Below are 21,395 nucleotides of genomic sequence, written 5' to 3'. Positions count from 1 at the left end.
AGTAACAGTATTTTAGCAAAAGAGTCTTAATTATGCTTCAAGTGCCTCTTTCATATCTTCAATTAAATCTTTTGGACTCTCCAAACCACAGGAAATTCTAATCAGACCTTCAGGAACACCACAGGCAAGCAGTTCTTCATGTGAGAGTTGCTGGTGCGTTGTCGAAGCAGGGTGCGTAATAATCGATTTTGAATCACCGATATTGACAACAAGTGAATAGAGTTTTGTGGCATTGACAATTTTTGTTGCTTCATCAAAATTTTCAACCTCAAAACTGAGCAGTCCACTGCACAAACCGTCTTGAAAGTATTTTTGAGCATTCTTATAGTTAGGATTACTTTTTAAGCCAGGGTAGTTTACTTTTTTTACTTTAGGATGTGATTCTAAAAATTCTGCCAGTAAAAGTGCATTTTTTGAATGTTCTCTCATGCGTAAGGGGAGTGTTTCCATTCCTTGAATAAAGAGCCATGAATTAAAGGGAGAGACAACAGCACCCAAATCACGCAAAAGGGAAAGACGGGCGCGAAGTGTGTAGGGAGGAAGCCCGACATCTGTGTAGACAAGTCCGTGGTACGAAGCATCAGGTTCATTAAAATGAGCATATCTCGGATTGTCTTTGAGTTTTTCTGCAAGATTCTTTCTCTCAACCATGATTCCGCCTATGGCAAGCCCCTGACCTGTAGTATATTTACTGGCACTGTGTACAGTAATATCTGCTCCAAACTCAAAAGGACGGCACAAAGCAGGGGTTGCAACTGTATTGTCAACAACAGTTAAAATATTATATTTGTCTGCAATGGAGGTAATTGCCTCTATATCCGCAACATCAATACTCGGATTAGTCAATGATTCAAAAAAGACTATTTTTGTATTTTCATCAATAAGTGCTTCTATCTCTTTGGGTTGATGCACATCAAAAAATCTGGCTTCTATGCCAAAACGTTTGAGTGTATGCGTGCTGAGCGTCAAGCTTCCTCCATAAAGCTGTTTGGCACAAATAATATTGTCTCCTGCCTGGGCTGCATTGGCAATTGCAAAAAAGATTGCACTCATACCGCTTGCTGTAGCAATGGCTGCTTCACCCTCTTCAAGTGCTGCAAAACGTTTTTCAAAAACATCCGTTGTAGGATTGTTAAGACGTGTGTATATGTTGCCGAGTTCTTTTAATGAAAAAAGATTCGCAGCATGTTCTACATCACGAAACTCATAGGCAGTTGTCTGATAAATCGGAACCGCCATAGTCCCTTGCGTATCTTTTTCATATCCGGCATGGAGTGCTAATGTTTGTATATCCACAGGTTATCCTTTGTCATTGAGTGTTTCATCTTTAATTTTTTGTAAAAATTCTAAAATATTTTCCTGGTAGGCCAAAGTGTCCGTATCATAAGTATACTGGAGTAGTCTGCGAAGTGAATCGATATCTATTTTATGTGCGTATCTGGGAATTATTTTCAACTCTTTTTGTATGTTTAAAACAAGTGCGTCAATATTTAAACCATTGTTGTCTTGTACTTTTTTGACAAGTTCTTTTGTTGAAAGCATCAGAAGATTTGCTCTGTCAGTATCTTCTTTGTAGAGATCCAGTCCAATATTTTTTATAAGGATATAGCTTTCCACTGTTGCTTCTTTATTGGCTGCAATTATCAGGGCAAAAATTTTTGCACGAAATTCCAATGAACCGTGATGGTGTACAAAGAGTTCGCGAAAAGCACTGAAAAAATGATGTTTTAATCTAAAACTGAGCCTCATTAATGTTCCTTGTGTCGTATTATACACCTAAAATGGTATAATTTCAAAAATAATCGGAATAAGGAATTTTTTTATGGGTAGAGCATTTGAATATAGAAAAGCATCAAAATTAAAAAGATGGGGAGCAATGTCCAAATTGTTCCCAAAACTTGGTAAAGTTATCACAATGGCGGCAAAAGAGGGTGGATGTGATCCTGATATGAATGCTAAGCTTAGAACTGCAATTTTAAATGCAAAAGCTGAAAATATGCCAAAAGACAATATTGATGCGGCTATAAAAAGGGCGACTGCCAAAGACAGTGCCGATATGAAAGAGGTAAATTTTGAGGGAAAAGCGCCTCACGGTGTACTGCTTTTTATTGAGTGTGCAACTGATAACAACACAAGAACAGTAGCAAATGTCAAAAGTATTTTAAATAAGAACGGTGGAGAAATGCTTACAAACGGTTCTTTGGAATTTATGTTTTCGAGAAAAGCTCTTTTTGAATTTCCACTTTCAGAAGATATGGATATAGAAGAACTGGAACTTGAACTTATAGATGCAGGGCTTGAAGAGATAGAAACAGAAGACGGAGTTGTTTTAGTGACAGCTGACTATACAAGTTTTGGTACGATGAATGAAGCACTGGAAAAAATGGGTGTAGAAATTACAAAAGCAACACTTGAGCGAATTGCAAATACTCCGATACAAATCAGCGAAGAAGAGCAGGCTGATGTAGATAAAATTTTAGAAAGACTCGAAGATGATGAGGATGTTCAAAAAGTTTATACCAATTTAGCGTAAAATATACTTTACATGTACTATATAAAAGAAGAGTATGCAAATACTCTTGAAGTGAAGCAGTCAAAGTTTATTGCTTACCTGGTGCCATACGACAAATATGAAACGCTGCTTCATAAACTAAAAGAAGAACATCCTAAAGCACGGCATTTTGTAACGGCATACAGATACCTGAATAAGTATGATCAAACAGTTGAACACTCAAGTGATGACGGTGAACCTTCCGGAACATCGGGAAAACCCTCTCTGATGGTTTTGCAAGGACAGAAACTTATCAATACTGCCGTGATTGTCGTACGCTATTTTGGCGGTACAAAGTTAGGAACTGGCGGATTGGTCAGAGCATACAGTGATGCTGTGAATTTAGTAATTGAAAAAGCAGAGCTGTATGAGTATAAAAAAGAATTGACGCAAAAAATTGTTTTTGATTACAGTGATGTGCGCTTTATAGAGTATGAGTGCAAAGAGTTTGCTGTCACTGTTTCTCAAAAAGAGTTTGATGAAAAAGTCTCTTATACAGTTACAGCCAGTGAAGAAAATATGAAAAATTTTCTTTCCAAAACTGCCAGAGTAGCAACTGTTAGTACGGTGTAGCTATCTTCTTCCCTGCACCGCATTGCCCATATCCCACATTGGCAAGAAAATACCAAGTGCCAGTAATATAACCATAGAAGCTATAATAAGCAGCATAATTGGTTCAATGGCTTCACTTAAACCGTCTATAATGGCATCAAATCGCATCTTATAATATTCTGCAACTTTTTTAATCATTGTATCAAGGGTACCACTGTCTTCTCCGGCACGAATCATCTGAATAATCATATTTTCAAAAAGTCCTGTTTCCTCAAGTCCTTTATTCAGTGTTCCTCCTTTTTCTACAGTGCTGATGACTGATTGGAGTTTTCTTTTGAGAGGAAGATTGTCTACCATTGCTGTGGCGGTGTCAAGAGCTTCAGCTATTGGAATTCCGGCACGGATAAGTTCAGAAAATACAAGGGTAAATCTACTTAAAGTTGCAAATTTAATAATATTTTTTATGAGATAAACTCTCAGTAAAAATTTATGCCAACCGTATCTTATATGTTCATAATTGTTGATAAGATATTTGAATATTAAAAATGCTACAGCCAATCCGGCTAAAACATAGGGACCGAAGTTATTGAAAATATATTCAAGTTTTAAAAGAATAACTGTCGGCAGAGGCAGTTCGGCATGAAGTTCTTCAAATATAGCTTTAAACTGAGGGACAACGTAGGATATTAAAACTGTAAACGCTATAGCCATGGCAATCATGACATTTCGCGGGTATGCCATCGCTTTTTTAAACTTTACAACATTGGCCCGTATCTCTTCAAGCATATTTGCCAAAGAGTATAAGGCTTCATCCAGATTACCTGTCTTTTCTCCGAGTTCGACCATCGCAATTGTAAGATTTCCAAGTTCATACCGGAAGTTCTGCATGGCAGATGAAATGGAGTGTCCTGCATTGATATCTTCTGCAATTTTTGAAAAAACACTCTTGAGGGCTTCGTCTGTTGTTGCATTTGCTATCTCTGTCAGAGAATCATGGATGGAAATACCGGCATTTGTCATAACAGCCAGTTGCCGGATAGCAGCAATAAGAGCATCAGGTTTGATTTTTCTTTTTTTTATATTTGATAAAAAATTTGTTTTAAATCTTTTAAGTTGTACTTCAAGAGGCTCCTGCGCTTCTGAAACCTTGATGATGATACCGGAAAATTTCAGTTTGGCATAACTGTTTGCTTCTTTTTTGTTTTCAGCATAGAGTCCAATCTCCTCTTTTTTTCCTTTTGTTAAAACAGTGGCTATAAAATACTTCATCCCTTGGCTACCTTTAATATCTCTTCTATGCTGGTTATTCCGTCAATTGCTTTTTGGATGCCATTTTGAAAGAGTCCGACAAATCCCTCTTTTTTTGCCTGTTCAAGCATCTGTTCTTTTGATGCACCTTTGGCAATCAAAGAAGAGAGTTCTTCTGAAATATTAAGTACTTCACAAATCATTTCTCTTCCCATATATCCTGTATCTGAACACTCTTTACACCCTCTGCCTTTGTAAAAGATTGTCCCTTCGGGCACAACCCCGTCTATCTCTTCCAAAACGGATGCGGAAAGAGTGTCTTCTACTTTGCAGTGTCTGCATATCTTTCGTACAAGTCTTTGTGCCTGAATGGCTACAAGTGCACCACTGATGAGGTAGTGTTCTATTCCCATGTCGGCCATTCTGGGTATTGCACTGATTGCATCATTTGTATGAAGCGTAGATATAACCATATGACCGGTAAGTGCTGCTTTTATGGCAATTTCGAGAGTCTCCTGGTCTCGAATTTCACCAATCATAATTTTATCCGGATCTTGTCTTAAAATTGACCTGAGCGCATCAGCAAAACTCAAACCTACTTTTGCATTTACCTGTACCTGTTGAATAAGATTCATTCTGTACTCTACGGGGTCTTCAACAGTAATAACTTTGTCTTCAACATTTCTCAGCTCATTTAATGCACCATATAAAGTAGTTGTTTTACCACTTCCTGTAGGTCCTGTAACCAGAATAATTCCATAAGGAGTTTTGAGACCCTTGAGCAGTTTTTGATAGCTGTTGGCGTCCATCCCGGCATCTTCCAGTTTTACAAGCGCTTTTTGTTTGTCTAAAACACGCATAACAATTGATTCGCCATAAAGAATGGGCAGTGTTGATATACGAAAATCATACTCTTTTGCCCCTACAGAAGTTGAAAATCTGCCGTCTTGCGGCTTTCTTTTTTCAGCTATATCCAAATTTGCAAGCAGTTTGAGTCTTGATGCCAGAGGCGGATAGATGTCTTTTTCGAAAATAAACATTTCTGTGAGTTTTCCGTCAACACGTCCACGAACCACACAGTTTTTTTCAGTAGGTTCGATGTGGACATCACTTGCCCGTGCATTAATACATGTTTTTAAAACAACATCTATGAGTTGTAAAATAGAGGAGGCCTCTTGTTGCTCCTCAATAGAACTGATGGAATTTAGTTCATCACGTATTTTTTTGACCAGATCTTTAATACTGTCTTTGAGACTGATCTTATAGAGATAGGATACAATTTGTTTTTTTGTTGCCAAAGCAATTTTAAGAACTTTTCTTGGAAAGAGTCTTTGGACAGCTTCTTGTGCATCCATGTTTAAAGGATCGCTAAAAGCGACAGTAACACTCAGATCATCCTGTGAAACAGGAATAGCATTATGTTTTTCAAGTTGGTTCAGAGGCGCTTTTTCAATGAGATTGTAATCCATATCAATCGAATCAAGATCAACAAAAAGAAGATTCAGCTCTTTTGCAAGCCTTTGCAGGACTGCTTTTTCTTCTATATAATCATAATTGTCTATAATGGAGAGATCATAAACACCTTCTCTTATTTGTTGCACAATAAATCTTACAAGACGATCCATAGTCATGAATCCGGAAAGTGTGATATCTCTGAGAATTAAATTTTCACTAATTCCTTTTGCCAGAAGCCTGTCAACCTGGCTTTTCATAATTGAGCCGTTGGCAAGTAAATCAGTTGTTATTCTATCCACAATAACTCCTACCAGTATATGTGACGTTTTAAAATTATTGTATCATAATATTCTTCAATAATCATCTTGCTTATTCTGTCATCTTTTGAAATATAGAGTTTATAGCTTAGTTTTTTATCTGTCGGATCATTGAACAGATAAAAGGTTCTGGGTTTGTGTTTTCCAAGTTTTACATATAAATCAAAGACTTTTGACAATATATAATCTGTTGATGGCAAAACATATTGAGATAATTCATATCCGTCGATAAGGGCATGGTACAAAAGTTTCTTTTGCATCAAAATAACTGCAAAATAGGCTGAGTTTGCACGAGCTTCTTTTGAAAACTTCAGCATTGTTATTGGTATTGACAATCTGTCTATATAGTCTGAATGTAAACAGCCAAATGCATATAAACTGACAAACTCTTCATCTTTTTTATATCTTTGAAAATTGTTAAAACCTATGGTGCAGACCTCTTCATATTTTTTATTTTGATATAGAGTAAATAAATTTTGTTTTATATTATAGGCATAAAGGTTACATGTAACCATGATTAGCAGTAGTAATTTCATCTGAATTTTCCTGATTTGATTTCATTTAAGAGAATTTCGGCATTACTTGAGTGTGAAACTTTTATATATTCCTGCAGTGTATGGATTGCTTTGTTTTTTTGGTGAAGCTGCATAAGAGATTTTGCAAAAACAATCCAGCTTGCCTCAATATTGGAATTGATCTGATTTGTAATCAGTGCATAATTATATGCCTGTTTGTAGTTTCCAAGTTCATAATATTTTTTTGCGACAAAAAGACTCAAAGCAGGGTTCTTGTTCTTTTTAAAACGCTTGATAATTTCAAAAATATCATTTTGGGTCTCTTTTCTTTGGATAGTGATACTGATTTTTTTCTCTTTTTTTATTGAAGGCGATTTGACTGAGATATCTTGAACAGCCTCTGTAACTTTTCTTTCTTTGAAATGCTTGTGCTTTGTTTGTTTATATCTGTATTGTGGTTGTCTTACTTCATGTTGAATGTTTTTCATAAAATTCATTGATGGCTTGAGTGTTTGGAAAGAGGTTTCTTTTGTTTTGTCTGCGACAACTGTTTTAGGTTGTGCTGTTACTGGTTTTGGCTGTACAGCCATTGGCGCAGGTTGTTTTTTTACCGGCTTGACTTTTACTGCTGCCGGTTGGTTTTTTGGCGGAAGAATTGATTTTTGAACTGTTTTTTTTGCTGTTACAGGCTTTTTTTGTGATACAGCTTTACTGTTGGCTGTATAAAAGTAGTAAACAGCCGGAACAATCGCGAATAAAACAATACTGACAATGAAGTAAGGTAAAAATGATTTTATTTTATAGATTTTCCAACGTTTCTCCAAATCACGAATATTAAGCATTGATAAGTCCTGTGTGTATGGCAGCCATTTCAATAAATTTGTTGGGAATATGTGTAGTACTTAATGAATAATGACTGTTTTGTTCATAAGTATGATAAATATCAAAAAGAGTATAAAGCAGTTTATTGGTATCTCTGTAATTCCCCTGTGTAAGTTTGTAGATATTATTTACTGTTTTAGTGTGAAACATATTTGCTGTATCAAAACAGTTTGCTTTCATAAGTTTTTTTTGTATATAAATCTTGAGTTCTGCTTTTGATGCATTTTCAAGTTCAAAAGTTTCCCAGATTCTTGTTTGAAAATGCTCTTTTGCGATGAGATCTTCTTTTTCTGTTTTGTGCAGGGTTATAACAAATTTAATACATCTTGTATCTGATAAAAGTCTTATTTTTTCCATTAAAACTTCAGAATAGAGCTGTGCTTCATCAAGTAAAACAATTGGTACCTGCTCAACAGCTCTCTCTTTTACAATTTTCATAAACTGCGTTAAGTTTAAGGTGTCATTATATTGGATGTTGAAAATATCCTGAGCGAGGACTTTATAAAATTCTGTTTCATCTAAAATAGGTGTTTCATAAAGATAGATATCGCACTCTTGCACTAAATCATCATAGAGTTTGCTCAGGAACATACTTTTTCCGGTTCCCGGTTTTCCAAAAAGAAGTACCATCTTTAATGGTTTGGATATAGAGTCTTTTAAGGATTTATAGATTGTGGAGACTCTGTCTAGTTGTATATAGTCCTTGGCATTGACTGTATCTAAGAAAACATTTTTTGAATTTGCAAAGATACTCTCCATATGTTATTTACCTTCTTCCTTGTCATCAGTCTGATTCAGTTTTATCTCTTTTTTCTTTTTTGAGGCCATTTCCAGTGTAAGTAATTCGTCGCTCAGTCCCTCATAACCTAAATCACTTAAAGAGATTGAATCTTTTTCTTTATGGATAATATGCGGTTCAATAATTATGACAAGTTCTTCAACTGTTTTTACCATTTCTTCATGTTTAAATAAATTACCAAGGAACGGAATACTGCCTAAGATTGGAACCTGATTTGAATTATTTGTGTTTTTGGAATTTATAAGTCCGCCCAAAATAATTCTGTTGCCGTCTTTGACAGTTACAACAGAAGAGAGTTGACGGCGGTTTAAATCCGGCGGCATATCTCTTCCTGTATTTGGTGTTTGGGAGATATCTGTTGTTGTTTCTGAGAGAGAGGGGTTTATTCTCAGAGTGATTGTTTTGTCATCAGAAATTTCCGGAGTAATTGTTAAAAGAACGCCGGCAAAGACAGAATTGACCAAATCGGTTTGGGTTGTAGCAGCGACTCCGCCGCCTGTTCCCTGTTGGTTGGTTGATGAGAGGATTTTATAAAAATACTCTGTCCCTGCTGTAATAAGTGCCGGTTGGTTGTTTAAAGTAAGCACTTTCGGATTCGATATGGAAGTAACATCTCCCTGTGTTTTTAAAAATTTGATAACCTCTGTCAGTTGTCCGCCGGCACTCATAGTAAAAAGTTGTGATGCACCCGCACCTGTAGCAGCGGTATCTGTAATAATTCCATTGGCAGGTATTGTCGTACCGATATTGTTATAGTTTGCTGTACTTGCAGAGAGTTTGACATTTTGCAGAGCATACAGCTGTTTCCAGTCTATACCTGTTGTTTTTCCCTTGCTCATGGTAACGGAGAGCAGTTGTACATCAATCAGTACCTGGAGTTTTACCTTGTCTTGTAATTTTTTTAGATAACTTTCAAAACGTTTGAGCTGTTTGTCTGTAGCTGTTACAGTTATCAGACCTGCATTTTTGTTTATAATTGGAGGCGTTGCTTTGTAGATGTCATTTGGACGGTTGAGAATACTCTGAAACTCTGTATCAAGTTGCTCCCAAAATTTAACTTCATCAGAACTTTCGATTTTTACACCTGTATCTGATGTAGAATTGCCTCCACCGGTTCCTGAGTTTCCACCGGCACCTCTTTGGGAATTGGAAGATCTGCCGCCGCCACCGCCAGCTCCTCCTCCCTGTTGTTGTGCATTTGAGGAAGAACTGAGCGTGACATCTGTACTGCCTGTGCTTTTTCTTTGTGAAAGAATATAGTCTATGTTGAAAACTTTTGTTGTTAAATAGGATATTTTTAAAAGGTTGTTTTCAAGAGTATAGGAAAGGTTATGCTGTGTCAATATAATATCTAACACTTCATCAATCGTTAAATTCTTTAAGTTTGTTTTATTCAGTTTGGTTTTCAGGAATTGTTCGGCATGAGGGTCAGTTACTATGATACTGAAACCACATTCATCACTCAATTGTTCTACAAAGTCAATGATTTTGGTATTTTTTGCAGAACTGATACTAAAAAGCTCATAAGAACAATCTGCAAAGCTGGTTGTTGAAAGCATCGCGGTCATTATTGTTGCATAAACCGATGTTTGTATAAATTTCATTTGAGATCCCTACTTATTATAGATTTTTATTTTTTTACTTTTACTTTTTGTTGAAAGCAGAAGTTTTTTATTTTTTCGAACTAATAGAACAGAATTTCTACCGACTTTAATCAATTTATAACCATAAATATATTTACCCTGTTTATACCATTTTCCATTAATCATTGCCGATTTGTTTAAGATGGCATCAAGCCTGAAATGCACAGTGCTGTGTTGCGTGACTTTTTTGTAGTTTGCATGCGCACCAAATACTGTTTTTTTGGTTGTTTTGTTTTTTTTGGAATCATTTTTCTTGTGTAAAAAAATAAAAGGATCTTTTATCCTTGCAATCTCTTTTTCAGAAACTCCGATTCTTGGTGGTTTAATGGCTTCAATCTGCTCATCAACCCATGCCAGATTGTTGGAAAAAAGTTGCGAAGTCAGAAGGAGCATTAAAATCAAGTAGAATTTTTTCATTAGTATGTAATCCCCCATACAGATATATTTAAATCAGAAATCAACGCCTGATCAGCTTTTATATCAAAGTTGTGGATATCAACGACCAGTTCACTCTGTTCTAATGAATTGATAAACTTCAAGGTGTTTTTATAATTCGCAGTTGATTCAATTGTAATATCGAGTATGTGTCCAAAAGAACTCTCATTTTTTGCATATTTGTTTGTCAGGGTAAGCAGTTTGACATTATATCTTTGTGCATTAGTCGCTATGGAATCAAGATATTCACCCCATGCCCGTTCATCATATATTAAAGATGAAATAGTCTCAATTTTACTTTTTATATAAGAGTTGGTATCTTTTATGACAATTATCTCATTGTTTATGTTCCTGATTTCTTTTTCAAGCTGTAGAATTTTTGATTCTGGATTATGCTGCAGAAATGTTTTATCGGCATTTATCTTTGTCTGGAGATTTTGCACACTGGCTCTTGTCTGTGTGAATTTGTCAAAGGAACTGTCCCAGAACAGAAGGTATGCAAAGGTAAAAATGATACCGACAACCATCAGGTAAGTCATATAGATGTCTTTTTGGGTTTTGTTTTTAAAAGCTGCATCTATTCTATGGAGATAGTCTTCAAGATTTATTTTCATAATATACGCACCTTTAATTCACTGAAGTATTTATTTGTTTTTTCATCAAAGACAATCTCTTCAAGGATAAACTTGTATTTTCCTTCATAAATCTTAGTGAGATATTCAACAAGTTGTGTAATCTTTCTGTCATTATTGGCAACTAAATAAAAAGTCAGTGTTTTTGTTTTATTATCTTCTGCATACTTTGCTTCTTCAATCTTTACACCATACTTGTTTAAGTTTTTAGTGAACATTGTCAAAAGTTTTGCTTTCATGGGATAATCAACTTTTACTTCATGAATTTTCATAAGAGTGTTTTTTTTCTCAGAGTATTCTGTTTGTTCTTTGGCAAGCAATTTCAATGATTTTTCTTTGTCTGCTTTCCTGTTTTTAATAGTGGCTTCTCTGGTTATTTTGATATTATGAATCTCTTTATATTTTTGTTTGAGCAGATCTTCTTGCAGAGTCTGTGCATACGTAAGTATCCAGTATGTTATAGGGTACGCAAACGCAAGAGCAAAGGAAGCAAATATTAAAATTATAAGTTTGCCGCTTTCTCGTTTGATGAATTTCGGCGGTCGTCTGTAATCAGTAAAATTGCATTCATATATTTCATCTTTGGGCAGTGTTGTATAAATATGCATAAGTGCATGAAGCTGATCAACATATTCATCTTCGGTCTCAAAACCGTAATCAAATTCAAATTCACTTGACTTTATGTTTAACTCAACTTCCAGCATTTCATAAAGTTTTGTTACAGTGGGAAGCTGTGCTCCTATATATACATGCTCAAATTTTTCAATATCAAATGCTCTTTTTGCATAGGTGAGAATATCATTGATATTTGCAAACAATTCTTTATAAAGACGAATAAAAAATTCTTTGTAATCGCTTGTAGTTTCTTTAAGATTTTCTTTTGAAAAAAAGTATATAAATTCGTTATATTCAATTCTCTCACCATACAGTTCACAAAAACGCTCATGCATTTCTACAAGAGAATATTTTAAAGATTTGGTATAAACAAATTCCTTGTTGCCGTAAATAGTCAAAAATGCATCATTTTCCTGAATATATATAAAACAGTGTACACCGTTACTGTCGATGAGTTCTTTTGTATAAAGTGATTTGATTAAAAGAGGCGAAGGAATGATGACATCCACCCCAATCCTAAAAAAAGCCATAACAAAAAGTAGAACGATAATTGCTGTAAGTATTAAAAAATAAAAAGAGAAGAAATGGCAAGAAAATCAAGAGAAAAACTTTCAAAGAAGCGATCAATTAAAGGGTATAAAGAACAAGCCGAATCAAATCAACTTTTGAAACTATTTTCAGGAGTTACAGATTATCGTAAAGCCAAAGGGAAGAGACATAAAATAGAGCATGTTTTATATTTATCTGTGTTAGCTGGATTAATGGGAGCAACAGACTACAAACAAATTTCAATTTGGATAGATAAACATATTCAAAAAGAACAAATAAAAAAACTTTTAGGGATAGAATTTATACTCACTCCAAAAAAAAGTGTAGTATCAGAGATACTTGCAAAAGTAGATTCAGAGGAGGTAGAAGGTGTTTTTAGAGAATGGATTAAGAACTATGTTGATACTACAGGAAAACACCTGAGTGTTGATGGAAAGGTCATGAACGGTAGTAGATATAAAGACAAACGTTCAATTGAAGTAGTAGGTGCAGTTCTTTCAGAAATTGGTGTAGTCATTGCACATCAACAAATAGCACAGAAGTCTAATGAGATACCAGCCCTACAGGCTATGATAGGGGAGTTGGATGATACATTCATCTTTACCTTTGATGCAATGAATACTCAAAAAAAACGCTAGATGCCATTGAAAATAGTGGCTCAAAATATATTGCTAAAGTTAAAGACAATCAAAAAACACTCCTTGATAAAATAGATGAAATATCAAGGGAAATGAAACCAACAAGCACCTATAACGCAAAACCTATCCAGCAATCAAATGAATGGATACAAAGGGAAGTGTTTGTATATAAACCTACAACTTTTTACCATAATGGAATTTCTCATGTTCGTTCAATAATAAAAACTATCAAAAAAGTAGAGCATATAAATCATCAAACTAAAGAAGTGACCAATAGCACAAGAATTCAATTCTGTATTGCAAACTTTCGTGAAGAAGCAGAATTTTTTCATAATAAAATACTACATCATTGGAAAGTAGAAACGATGCACCAGTACAAAGATAATGCGCTTAGAGAAGATGACCATAACTGCCATTTAAATCCATTTTTAATGACAATCATTAGAAGTATGATTCTTAATATTTTACATCTTAATGGTGCAAAATCTATACAAGAACAACTTATCAACAATAGATGGGATTTGGATGATTCTATCTCTCAACTCTTGAAATTTAGTTTTTAGAGGATTGGGGTGGATGACATCAATATATTTTACTTTTTCAATAATTTTTATAAAAGTATTGGTTATGTCCAAAGGGTCTACGATAAAGACATGAAAATATCTGTTTTCTTCATCTAATGTGTCAAATGATTCTATGTACCGAATTTTATACTCAACTGCCTGATCAAGGGCCAGTTCATCATATGCTTTGTTACTGATAGCATCAAACAAATCTTCCTCAGGAATATTTTTACTGATTGCAATCTGGGCAGTTATAAATTCTTTTGTACTGATATATGAAATTACAAACTGATCTTTTGAAAATTTTGGACTTGTTGTTTCTGTGATGAAACTCGATATTCCACTAAAGTATGTCTCTTTGTATGGATTAATTGATAATACACTTGAAAAAGAGTGCTGTGTTGATGTATTCATTAACTATAATCCTATTTAAAATGAACCAATAACATGGAACAAAATTCATCATTTTTGTAAAACTCAATCCTGTATGTTTTGTTATTGTTATCAACTGAATAGTGTTTGTTTAACTCTTTTAAAGATATATTTATCTGACTTTCATCTACTCTGTCTTTTTTATAATAACCTATAACATTCACACGGTGTTTTTTACTCTTGACGATTTTAAAATCGTCACTTACATAAAATTCTGAAGCTTTTGGCAAAGAAACTTCGTTATTGTCTATAACAATTGTGTATTTTTCGGGACAATAATCCGACATTTTAAAATATTGGGGTTTGAGTGTAGTTACTAACTTATTCCCGATATATATCAAATATCTGCCTTGTTTTCTTTTTACTTCTCCCAACGGATGGGAGAAATAAAACTCATTACTTTTTGATTTTATCGGAATATAGCTTAAAGAGTTTTTTATATCATTCAAATTTAACAAAATATTGTGATTTATTACTAATGTTCCATAGTTTTTTATTATATTCGTGATTTGTGCTGCATTTAATTCAAAGTCGCGTTTGTAGGCGATTCCCATTATTTTCATATATTCTTCTATTGCCAGGAGTTGATAAAAGACTTTTTGAGACAAGCTGGAGAGATTTTTACTTGTCTCGATGGCAAATGCCGGCTTGTCATTTGTAACAGCAAAGTAGGTAAGAGAAAGCTGCATTGCCTCATCTTCATACTTTGTATTGGTGTTTTTTACATTGAAACTGTGATGCTTTTTCAGGAGTTTTTTATTGATATTGTTTTTGACTGTTTCTGCAATAGTGTTTAAGTCGCCAAAAAGCTGTTTTTGTTGGAGCCGGCACTGGTCAATAACACAGGTCTGTCCCCAGGCATTCGGATTAAATATACTGCCTTGGTTCTGCTTACGGTAAAAACCATGTCCGTCGTGTAAATTTAAGACTAAAGAAACTTTTTTTGAAAGTATTATTTTTTTGACTTCTTGGATGATTTTTCTGTCTTTGTCATCTTTTTTGATATGTGAAAACTTACGATTCATATCACCATGAATGCCACGTTTGTTAGCCATAATACTTTCTTTGTTCAAGTTTGGAATAATCCATAAATTCTTCGATGTTACAGTGTAGTGTGTGGCCAAGATTGAAGCTGCAAAATATCCGCCGGGTTCATTACCGTGAATTCCGCCTATAACTAAAAGAGTGGTGTTTGAGTCACTGTTTTCTTTTTTGATAAGCTGAATATTTGCATTGAGAACAGATGAAAAAAGAAGTGCCAGGCATATATTGAAAATCAGAGACATTTATTTCTCTGTTATAATGCTGAATTGATTGTTTTGTAAGCGTACAATTAATATCTTTTTTCCATGAAAAGAGAAACTGTCGGATTTGTACTCTTCATTAAAGGTTATCTTGTATAAGTTTTCAATATTGGGATATGCAATGATGTTTATATTGCGAAACAGTATGATTTTATTTTCATTTTTGCTAAAAACTCTTTGCTTGTATTGCTTGAATTTTTCAAGATTCATACCGTCAAATCTTTTAAATTCCTGTGCATAGAAGTGAAGATAATCTTCCAGATTATTATAAAGCCAGGAATAGCGCCATGCGTACAGATTGGATAAAAGCAGTGCCAGGGTCTCTTTTGATACAGTATAGTTGCTGCCTGTATCTTCTTTTATAATCAATACTGTTTTTTTGATATCAATATTTTTATTAAGACATTCTATGCTTTTGTTATTGATGGCAATACACCCTTTTGTAAATTCGTCTCTTTCCTGATTGCTTGGCAGTCCGTGAATCCAGATACCCTGTCCAGTTTTGCCTTTGTATCTGTCATAGAGGTTCGGATAGGAAGTCACAAATGCCATTGGACCGTAAAAAGAGTCGACTTTTGATAGCTTTTTTACAATATCATAAACGCCAACAGGTGTTTTAAGGTCGCCTTCTCTGGTTTTGTCTCCTTTGAATTTTCCCGTGAAAGCACTGTACTCTTTTTGCAGCCTGTATGTGTTGTTGCTGTCTCTTGAGTAAATTAACAGTTCTGATTTTGATTTGTCACACAGTAAAATATTTGTATAGGATTCAATATAGCCAAATTGGGTGTCTTTGTTTTTGAGAAACTCCTGCCAATAATTTTTATCACTAAGGCTTTTATCCAACTCTTTTTGAATATTTTTAATGCCATGCAGTCGATAGTTTGTTAAAATGTCATTGTTTGAAGCAAACACAGCAGTTGAAAAACAAAGTGTACAGATAATACTTATAACAAAAAAGTAAAATCTATTGCCCATGGTCATATCCTATCTCTTTGAGGAAATTTTTGTCTTTTGTCCAGCCTTTTTTGACTGTTACCTGAAGGTTCAAATAGGCTTTTTTCCCACTGAGTCTTTCGATTTTTTCTCGGGCAGATTTGCCTATTCGTTTGACGGATTCACCGCCTTTTCCGATAATGATTCCTTTTTGCGACTCTTTTTCTATAATTATTGTGGCATAAATTCTGTCAATTCCTGTTTCTTCTTCGATAGAGTCAATAATGACATCCGATTCATAAGGGACTTCATCACTGATGTTTTCAAAAATAGCTTCACGGATAAATCCTGCATAAATGTCACGAACAAGTTCACTTGTCAAATCCTCAGGATCATACAGATAAGGAGATTCCGGTAAGTTTTTTGCAATAGTGTCCAATAAGTCTTTATGACCTACCTTACGGGGAATTGCTACAGGAATAAGCGCTTCAAAGTGATCAGCATATTTATTGTAGGCACTAATCGATTTAAAAAGTTTTTCTTGCGAAACCTGATCTATTTTGCTTAAAACAATAATATGCTTCACCCGTCCGTTGTTAATTTTTAAAAATCTTTCATAATGTTCGGTAGAATCAGTCACCGGTGCAAGGTAGACGATTAAATCACAATCACCCATTGCTTTAAGGGCTTCATCAAGCATAAACTGATTGAGCATTTTTTCTTTTTCATGCAAACCGGGCGTGTCGACAAAAATAATCTGTGCATTTTCATGCATAACAATTGCATTTGAACGCTTTCTTGTTGCATTGGCTTTTTGACTTACCATTGCAATTTTTTCGCCCAAAAGGGAATTCATTAGGGTGCTTTTACCTGCATTCGGACGTCCAATCAAGGAAACGAAACCAGCTTTAGTCATTTTTACAAACCTTACTTATTTTTACAGACACAAGTGTCTGAACTTATTATAATATATATCTTGATAAGTCTTCATCTTCTACGGCGTTATCGAGTTTTTCATGCACAAGCTTTGCTGTGACGACAAACTCTTTTCCTTTATACTCATCTGCATTGAAACTGATATCTTCAAGTATTCTCTCTAACACAGTATGCAGACGTCTTGCACCGATATCTTCAGCCGTTTCATTGGCACGGTGTGCAAGTTTTGCAATGGCTCTTACCGCTTCATCTTCAAATATCAACTCCATGCCTTCAACGCCCAAGAGAGCCTGGTACTGTTTAAGCAGAGAGTTTTGTGTACGCGTTAGTATTTGATAGAGTGTCTCTTCTGTTAAAGCTTCTAGTTCTACACGAAGCGGAAATCTTCCTTGCAGTTCCGGAATCAAATCACTTGGTTTGCTGACATGAAAAGCACCGGCTGCAATAAAGAGAATATGATCGGTATTGATTGTTCCGTATTTTGTTGAAACACTGCTTCCCTCTACGATAGGCAAGAGGTCTCTCTGGACTCCTTCTTTTGAGGGGTCATTCCGTCCCTGACTTTTTTCACTGAGTGCAATTTTGTCTATTTCATCAAGAAAAATAATCCCTCCGTTTTCCGCCCGTCTCAATGCTTCTGCATTTACTCTTGTCATATCAAGAAGTTTATTGGTTGCTTCCTGACGAAGAAGCATCTTGGCATCTTTAACCGTTACCTCTTTTTTGTTGTCTTCTTTGTTAATTGTGGCAAAGACTTTGGAGAAACTCTCTTGCACTTTGGCCATTTCCGGCGGTAAATTTGTGTCATTAAATTCGATATTGAGTTTTTCTATTTCAAGTTCTATGACTTTATCATCCATTTCACCGGATTCTATACGCTTTTCCATAGCTTCTAAGAGGCGTTGATAATCATCTTTTTTGCTTTCACTTGCACCGGCAGGAAGGGGAGGGAGCAGTTTTTCTGTGATTTTATTGATAATGTAGTTTTCTATTTTGTCTTTGTTTGCTTCTTCCTGTTCCGCTTTGACAATGCTGATGGAATTTACAACCAGATCACGAATCATAGACTCTACGTCACGACCGACAAACCCCACTTCTGTATATTTGCTTGCTTCAACTTTTATAAACGGTACTTTCATCATTTTAGCCAGACGGCGTGATATTTCCGTCTTTCCGACACCGGTTGAACCAATCATTAAAATATTTTTCGGAGTAATTTCATTCTTGAGTTCATCATCAAGCTGCATACGTCTGTAGCGTGTTCGCAAAGCAAGTGCAATGGTTTTTTTCGCATCTTTTTGAGCAATGACATAATTGTCCAGATATTCTACAATTTCTTTTGGTGTTAAATTCACTGCGCTTCTCCATCGAGTATGAGTGTTTTAATATTGTGATTTGTATATATACAAAGATCTGCCGCTACATGTAAAGACTCTTTGACAAGTTCCTCTTCGTCCAATGAAGCGTGCTTTTTTAATGCGCGTGCAGCTGAAATGGCAAAATTGCCTCCGCTTCCTATAGAAGCGATTTGTCCGTCTTCCGGCTCAACCACATCGCCGTTTCCCGTCAAAATAAATATATGTTCATTGTTCAAAACAATCATCATAGCCTCAAGACGACGCAGCACTTTGTCTTTTCTCCAAGCCTTAGAAAACTCAACAACAGATTTGAGCAAATCTCCTTTTTTATTTTCTAAAAATTCTTCAAACATATCAAACAGATTAAAAGCATCAGCAGTACTTCCGGCAAACCCTGCCAGAATTTTACCGTGATGCAGCCTGCGGATTTTTGTTGCATTGCCCTTTAAAACGCTGTCTCCAAAGGTCACTTGACCGTCACCGCCGATAACGGCTTTTTTTTGACCTTTGTAGGCCAGTATGGTAGTAGCATCAAACATTAATTCTTACTCTCCCTGAACATCTACATGGAGTTTTGCATGAATTCCGTGACCGAGTTTCAAATCCAAATCATGTTCCCCAATTGTTTTAATCGCTGTTTTGTCTGTAATGGCTTTTTTATCTATCTCTATGTCATGTTGTTCTTTGAGTGCATTTGCGACTTCTTCTTTGGTTATAGCCCCAAACAGGTGCCCGTTGTTGCCAACTTTTTTTGTAATGATAACTTCGAGTTTATCAAGTTTTTCTGCAATATTTTTGAGTCTTGCTATTTCAGCTTTTTCTTCTTCTTCTTTTCTTTTGATTTCTGCCTCATGTTCAGCAATAATCTCAGGTGTTGCAGGTTTGGCAAAACCTTTTTTAATTAAAAAGTTTTGACCATAACCTGGTTTGACCTCTTTGACTTCACCGGCTTTACCCAAACTTTTTACATCTTTAATTAATAATACTTTCATAGATTATTCCTAGTTTTATTTTATCTTTCTATTTCACCTGGATAGGCAACAATACCATTTGTCAAGTTTCCGATTTTTGTATAACCGTTGTCTGTAAGAATTCTTGCAACATGAGCAGAACGGCTTCCTACATGACAGTAGAGTATGATATTTTCATTTTTACCGTAGTTTGTTTCTTCCCATGTTTGAAAAAATGAACTTGTCGGTACCAGTTTGTCTGCACCTTTAATGTGCCCCATCTGCCATTCCATATATTCGCGTACATCTACAAGCTTAAAATTAACCATTTTCAGTTCACGTGCTTCTAAAAGGGATACAAGCTCATCACCGTCAAGTTCGTCTTTGTTCACAAGTATTTCGCACTCCTCTTTTGTCAGTCCTCTGGAATGGCTGTGTGCGGCCTCTTCCATACCGAGTTCAATACGCTTTTTCTCGGCAAACTCTGGAGTACAGAAAATTCCACAGTGACAGACGCCACCCTCCGGAATTTCTTTTTCAATGGCAGGTTTACAAGGACAGATTCTGTCATCAACCGATTTTGGCTTTCCGTCAACTTCTTCAACCATAAAACAGGGACAAAATCTTTTTTTGTACATCATCTTGTTTCGTGCAAGGCCCATCTGTACGCCTTCGTTCACTTCTTCTTGCGGGTTGTATACCCAACCGAACTGTGCATTGACCTTGTCTGTAAATTTGATTGTTTTTTCAAGTTCCGCCTGAAATTCCGGTGAATTCATATCAATTTTTATTATACTCATATCTCGTTCCTCTAGTTATTTTTTAAATTTGTTTCTTGCTTTACCTTCAATGATAAAACGTAATGCGTTGAGTTTTATAAAACCTTCTGCATCTTTTTGGTTGTAAACTTCATCTTCTTCAAAAGTAGAATATTCAGGATTAAAAAGCGAAACATCAGAACTTCTTCCCACAACGGTTACATTTCCTTTGTAAAGCTTTAATCGTACTGTTCCTTCCACCCATTTTTGTGTTTGATCAATTGCTGCCTGCAGCATTTCACGCTCAGGAGCAAACCAAAAACCGTTATATATAAGTTTTGCATAACGAGGCATCATCTCATCTTTAAGGTGCGCTGCTTCACGGTCAAGTGTGATGGATTCTATTGCCCGGTGTGCTTTGAGCATAATCGTTCCGCCCGGAGTTTCATAACATCCGCGGGCTTTCATGCCGACAAAACGGTTTTCAACGATGTCAACACGACCGATTCCGTGCTTGTTGCCATATTCGTTTAGTGTCTGCAGCATTGTGGCAGGTGAAAGTTTTTCTCCGTTGAGTGCAATCGGATCACCATTTTTGTATTCGATCTCTATGTATTCGGGAGTATCCGGTGCTTTTTGCGGTGAAGTTGTCCACAGCCACATCGACTCTTCCGGCTCTGCTGCAGGGTCTTCCAAAATACCGCCTTCATAAGAGATATGCAAAAGGTTGGCATCCATAGAATAAGGGGATTTTTTTCCTTTTTTCTCAATCTGAATGCCATGCTGTGCCGCATAGGCCAAAAGTTTTTCACGAGAATTTAAATCCCATTCACGCCAAGGAGCGATAATGGTAAGTGTAGAGTCCTGTCCAAGGTATCCCATTTCAAAGCGAACCTGGTCATTGCCTTTTCCTGTTGCCCCATGCGCTACACCGTCAGCACCGGTGATTTTTGCAATTTCTGCCTGACGTTTTGCTATTAAAGGGCGTGCAATGGATGTCCCTAAAAGATATTCCCCTTCATAAATAGCATTGGCACGAAACATCGGGAAAACAAAATCTCTTACAAACTCTTCGCGTAAATCATCAATAAAAATATTCTCAGGTTTAATGCCAAGTTCAAGTGCTTTAACACGTGCAGGTTCAAGTTCTTCACCTTGTCCTAAATCTGCTGTAAAAGTAACAACTTCGCATTTGTATTCGTCTTGCAGCCATTTGAGTATAACACTGGTATCAAGTCCGCCAGAGTATGCCAAAACAACTTTTTTAACACTTTTTTTCATGTAAAAAACCTTTGATAATAAAATAATTACCGCGATTATAACGAAAAAC

At 35.7% G+C, this 21,395-nt stretch carries 23 protein-coding genes; 3 read left to right on the top strand and 20 right to left on the bottom strand.

Annotation, left to right across the window (positions count from 1 at the left end; all coding sequences use genetic code 11):
- Window positions 1-30: 30 nt before the first annotated feature.
- Together MLC35_RS07875 and MLC35_RS07870 are read right to left on the bottom strand one after the other, a co-directional pair.
- On the bottom strand, window positions 31-1,296 hold the full coding sequence (locus MLC35_RS07875) for an O-acetylhomoserine aminocarboxypropyltransferase/cysteine synthase family protein (protein WP_346388974.1): 1,266 nt from the start codon (window positions 1,294-1,296) through the stop codon (window positions 31-33).
- A gap of 3 nt (window positions 1,297-1,299) precedes the next feature.
- A complete protein-coding gene (locus MLC35_RS07870; RefSeq protein WP_151899983.1) occupies window positions 1,300-1,749 on the bottom strand; it encodes a hypothetical protein in 450 nt (149 codons plus the stop codon).
- Between the two features lie 73 nt (window positions 1,750-1,822).
- Between MLC35_RS07870 and MLC35_RS07865 the strand changes: the two genes are divergently transcribed.
- The gene (locus MLC35_RS07865; RefSeq protein ID WP_151899984.1) at window positions 1,823-2,533 is read left to right on the top strand and encodes a YebC/PmpR family DNA-binding transcriptional regulator; all 711 of its coding nucleotides are present in this window, start codon (window positions 1,823-1,825) and stop codon (window positions 2,531-2,533) included.
- A 12-nt stretch (window positions 2,534-2,545) separates the two neighbouring features.
- Window positions 2,546-3,124, top strand: a complete 579-nt coding sequence (locus tag MLC35_RS07860; protein WP_434636501.1) for a YigZ family protein — start codon at window positions 2,546-2,548, stop codon at window positions 3,122-3,124.
- On the opposite strand, the gene MLC35_RS07855 is transcribed toward MLC35_RS07860, so the two are convergent.
- The 9 genes from MLC35_RS07855 to MLC35_RS07815 are packed head-to-tail and all read right to left on the bottom strand — an operon-like array spanning window position 3,125 to window position 12,153.
- Window positions 3,125-4,372: a type II secretion system F family protein gene (locus tag MLC35_RS07855; RefSeq protein ID WP_434636499.1), complete on the bottom strand. Its 1,248-nt coding sequence runs from the start codon at window positions 4,370-4,372 to the stop codon at window positions 3,125-3,127.
- Window positions 4,369-6,105, bottom strand: coding sequence for a GspE/PulE family protein (locus MLC35_RS07850; protein WP_346388972.1), 1,737 nt, complete (start codon window positions 6,103-6,105; stop codon window positions 4,369-4,371). The genes MLC35_RS07855 and MLC35_RS07850 overlap by 4 nt, the downstream gene beginning before the upstream one ends.
- Before the next feature lie 8 nt (window positions 6,106-6,113).
- Complete coding sequence (locus tag MLC35_RS07845) at window positions 6,114-6,659, bottom strand: hypothetical protein (RefSeq protein ID WP_151899988.1); 546 nt, start codon at window positions 6,657-6,659, stop codon at window positions 6,114-6,116.
- Window positions 6,656-7,480 carry a CDC27 family protein gene (locus tag MLC35_RS07840; RefSeq protein ID WP_434636497.1) on the bottom strand — a complete coding sequence of 275 codons (825 nt, stop codon included), beginning with the start codon at window positions 7,478-7,480 and terminating at the stop codon, window positions 6,656-6,658. The genes MLC35_RS07845 and MLC35_RS07840 overlap by 4 nt, the downstream gene beginning before the upstream one ends.
- Window positions 7,473-8,279, bottom strand: a complete 807-nt coding sequence (locus MLC35_RS07835; protein WP_434636495.1) for an AAA family ATPase — start codon at window positions 8,277-8,279, stop codon at window positions 7,473-7,475. Before MLC35_RS07835 ends, MLC35_RS07840 begins: the two co-directional genes overlap by 8 nt.
- 3 nt (window positions 8,280-8,282) lie before the next feature.
- Entirely contained in the window at window positions 8,283-9,923 is a 1,641-nt protein-coding gene (mshL, locus tag MLC35_RS07830; protein WP_151899991.1) for a pilus (MSHA type) biogenesis protein MshL, read from the bottom strand.
- A gap of 9 nt (window positions 9,924-9,932) precedes the next feature.
- Window positions 9,933-10,379 (bottom strand): hypothetical protein, encoded by a 447-nt coding sequence (locus tag MLC35_RS07825; protein WP_151899992.1) that lies wholly within the window; start codon window positions 10,377-10,379, stop codon window positions 9,933-9,935.
- The gene (locus MLC35_RS07820) at window positions 10,379-11,011 is read right to left on the bottom strand and encodes a hypothetical protein (RefSeq protein WP_151899993.1); all 633 of its coding nucleotides are present in this window, start codon (window positions 11,009-11,011) and stop codon (window positions 10,379-10,381) included. The genes MLC35_RS07825 and MLC35_RS07820 overlap by 1 nt, the downstream gene beginning before the upstream one ends.
- On the bottom strand, window positions 11,008-12,153 hold the full coding sequence (locus MLC35_RS07815) for a hypothetical protein (protein WP_434636493.1): 1,146 nt from the start codon (window positions 12,151-12,153) through the stop codon (window positions 11,008-11,010). Before MLC35_RS07815 ends, MLC35_RS07820 begins: the two co-directional genes overlap by 4 nt.
- 75 nt (window positions 12,154-12,228) lie before the next feature.
- On the opposite strand from MLC35_RS07815, the gene MLC35_RS07810 reads away from it, so the two are divergent.
- Window positions 12,229-12,831 carry an ISAs1 family transposase gene (locus MLC35_RS07810; RefSeq protein ID WP_434636478.1) on the top strand — a complete coding sequence of 201 codons (603 nt, stop codon included), beginning with the start codon at window positions 12,229-12,231 and terminating at the stop codon, window positions 12,829-12,831.
- 464 nt (window positions 12,832-13,295) lie between these two features.
- On the opposite strand, the gene MLC35_RS07805 is transcribed toward MLC35_RS07810, so the two are convergent.
- From MLC35_RS07805 to MLC35_RS07765, 9 genes are read right to left on the bottom strand one after another with little or no spacing between them, the layout of a single operon-like run.
- Window positions 13,296-13,808, bottom strand: a complete 513-nt coding sequence (locus MLC35_RS07805; RefSeq protein ID WP_434636491.1) for a hypothetical protein — start codon at window positions 13,806-13,808, stop codon at window positions 13,296-13,298.
- 11 nt (window positions 13,809-13,819) lie between these two features.
- Window positions 13,820-15,112 carry a M99 family carboxypeptidase catalytic domain-containing protein gene (locus MLC35_RS07800; RefSeq protein ID WP_434636489.1) on the bottom strand — a complete coding sequence of 431 codons (1,293 nt, stop codon included), beginning with the start codon at window positions 15,110-15,112 and terminating at the stop codon, window positions 13,820-13,822.
- Entirely contained in the window at window positions 15,113-16,105 is a 993-nt protein-coding gene (locus tag MLC35_RS07795) for a L,D-transpeptidase family protein (RefSeq protein WP_434636487.1), read from the bottom strand.
- Window positions 16,095-16,979, bottom strand: coding sequence for a GTPase Era (era, locus tag MLC35_RS07790; RefSeq protein WP_151899997.1), 885 nt, complete (start codon window positions 16,977-16,979; stop codon window positions 16,095-16,097). Before era ends, MLC35_RS07795 begins: the two co-directional genes overlap by 11 nt.
- A gap of 46 nt (window positions 16,980-17,025) precedes the next feature.
- Window positions 17,026-18,354, bottom strand: coding sequence for an HslU--HslV peptidase ATPase subunit (hslU, locus tag MLC35_RS07785; RefSeq protein ID WP_346388964.1), 1,329 nt, complete (start codon window positions 18,352-18,354; stop codon window positions 17,026-17,028).
- Window positions 18,351-18,896, bottom strand: a complete 546-nt coding sequence (gene hslV, locus MLC35_RS07780; RefSeq protein ID WP_151899999.1) for an ATP-dependent protease subunit HslV — start codon at window positions 18,894-18,896, stop codon at window positions 18,351-18,353. Before hslV ends, hslU begins: the two co-directional genes overlap by 4 nt.
- 6 nt (window positions 18,897-18,902) lie before the next feature.
- A complete protein-coding gene (gene rplI, locus MLC35_RS07775) occupies window positions 18,903-19,349 on the bottom strand; it encodes a 50S ribosomal protein L9 (RefSeq protein ID WP_418640492.1) in 447 nt (148 codons plus the stop codon).
- Between the two features lie 20 nt (window positions 19,350-19,369).
- Window positions 19,370-20,107 carry a ferredoxin-thioredoxin reductase catalytic domain-containing protein gene (locus MLC35_RS07770; RefSeq protein WP_418640491.1) on the bottom strand — a complete coding sequence of 246 codons (738 nt, stop codon included), beginning with the start codon at window positions 20,105-20,107 and terminating at the stop codon, window positions 19,370-19,372.
- A 15-nt stretch (window positions 20,108-20,122) separates the two neighbouring features.
- Entirely contained in the window at window positions 20,123-21,346 is a 1,224-nt protein-coding gene (locus tag MLC35_RS07765; RefSeq protein ID WP_346388962.1) for an argininosuccinate synthase, read from the bottom strand.
- Between the last annotated feature and the right edge of the window lie 49 nt (window positions 21,347-21,395).

The organism is Sulfurimonas sp. NW7, assembly GCF_051132265.1.
Classification (GTDB): domain Bacteria; phylum Campylobacterota; class Campylobacteria; order Campylobacterales; family Sulfurimonadaceae; genus Sulfurimonas; species Sulfurimonas hydrogeniphila.
The sequence above is the reverse complement of the archived record's forward strand: the minus strand, read 5'-3'. Positions and strand labels throughout refer to the sequence as shown.

Bases quoted from the DNA above. Each gene is read 5' to 3' on its own strand.
- MLC35_RS07770 (WP_418640491.1), bottom strand. From the start codon at position 20,107: ATGAGTATAATAAAAATTGATATGAATTCACCGGAATTTCAGGCGGAA.
- MLC35_RS07800 (WP_434636489.1), bottom strand. From the start codon at position 15,112: ATGTCTCTGATTTTCAATATATGCCTGGCACTTCTTTTTTCATCTGTT.
- hslV (WP_151899999.1), bottom strand. From the start codon at position 18,896: ATGTTTGATGCTACTACCATACTGGCCTACAAAGGTCAAAAAAAAGCC.
- mshL (WP_151899991.1), bottom strand. From the start codon at position 9,923: ATGAAATTTATACAAACATCGGTTTATGCAACAATAATGACCGCGATG.
- MLC35_RS07810 (WP_434636478.1), top strand. From the start codon at position 12,229: ATGGCAAGAAAATCAAGAGAAAAACTTTCAAAGAAGCGATCAATTAAA.
- MLC35_RS07820 (WP_151899993.1), bottom strand. From the start codon at position 11,011: ATGAAAATAAATCTTGAAGACTATCTCCATAGAATAGATGCAGCTTTT.
- era (WP_151899997.1), bottom strand. From the start codon at position 16,979: ATGACTAAAGCTGGTTTCGTTTCCTTGATTGGACGTCCGAATGCAGGT.
- MLC35_RS07825 (WP_151899992.1), bottom strand. From the start codon at position 10,379: ATGAAAAAATTCTACTTGATTTTAATGCTCCTTCTGACTTCGCAACTT.
- MLC35_RS07840 (WP_434636497.1), bottom strand. From the start codon at position 7,480: ATGCTTAATATTCGTGATTTGGAGAAACGTTGGAAAATCTATAAAATA.
- MLC35_RS07870 (WP_151899983.1), bottom strand. From the start codon at position 1,749: ATGAGGCTCAGTTTTAGATTAAAACATCATTTTTTCAGTGCTTTTCGC.
- MLC35_RS07855 (WP_434636499.1), bottom strand. From the start codon at position 4,372: ATGAAGTATTTTATAGCCACTGTTTTAACAAAAGGAAAAAAAGAGGAG.
- MLC35_RS07860 (WP_434636501.1), top strand. From the start codon at position 2,546: ATGTACTATATAAAAGAAGAGTATGCAAATACTCTTGAAGTGAAGCAG.
- MLC35_RS07845 (WP_151899988.1), bottom strand. From the start codon at position 6,659: ATGAAATTACTACTGCTAATCATGGTTACATGTAACCTTTATGCCTAT.
- rplI (WP_418640492.1), bottom strand. From the start codon at position 19,349: ATGAAAGTATTATTAATTAAAGATGTAAAAAGTTTGGGTAAAGCCGGT.
- MLC35_RS07835 (WP_434636495.1), bottom strand. From the start codon at position 8,279: ATGGAGAGTATCTTTGCAAATTCAAAAAATGTTTTCTTAGATACAGTC.
- MLC35_RS07765 (WP_346388962.1), bottom strand. From the start codon at position 21,346: ATGAAAAAAAGTGTTAAAAAAGTTGTTTTGGCATACTCTGGCGGACTT.
- MLC35_RS07795 (WP_434636487.1), bottom strand. From the start codon at position 16,105: ATGGGCAATAGATTTTACTTTTTTGTTATAAGTATTATCTGTACACTT.
- MLC35_RS07865 (WP_151899984.1), top strand. From the start codon at position 1,823: ATGGGTAGAGCATTTGAATATAGAAAAGCATCAAAATTAAAAAGATGG.
- MLC35_RS07805 (WP_434636491.1), bottom strand. From the start codon at position 13,808: ATGAATACATCAACACAGCACTCTTTTTCAAGTGTATTATCAATTAAT.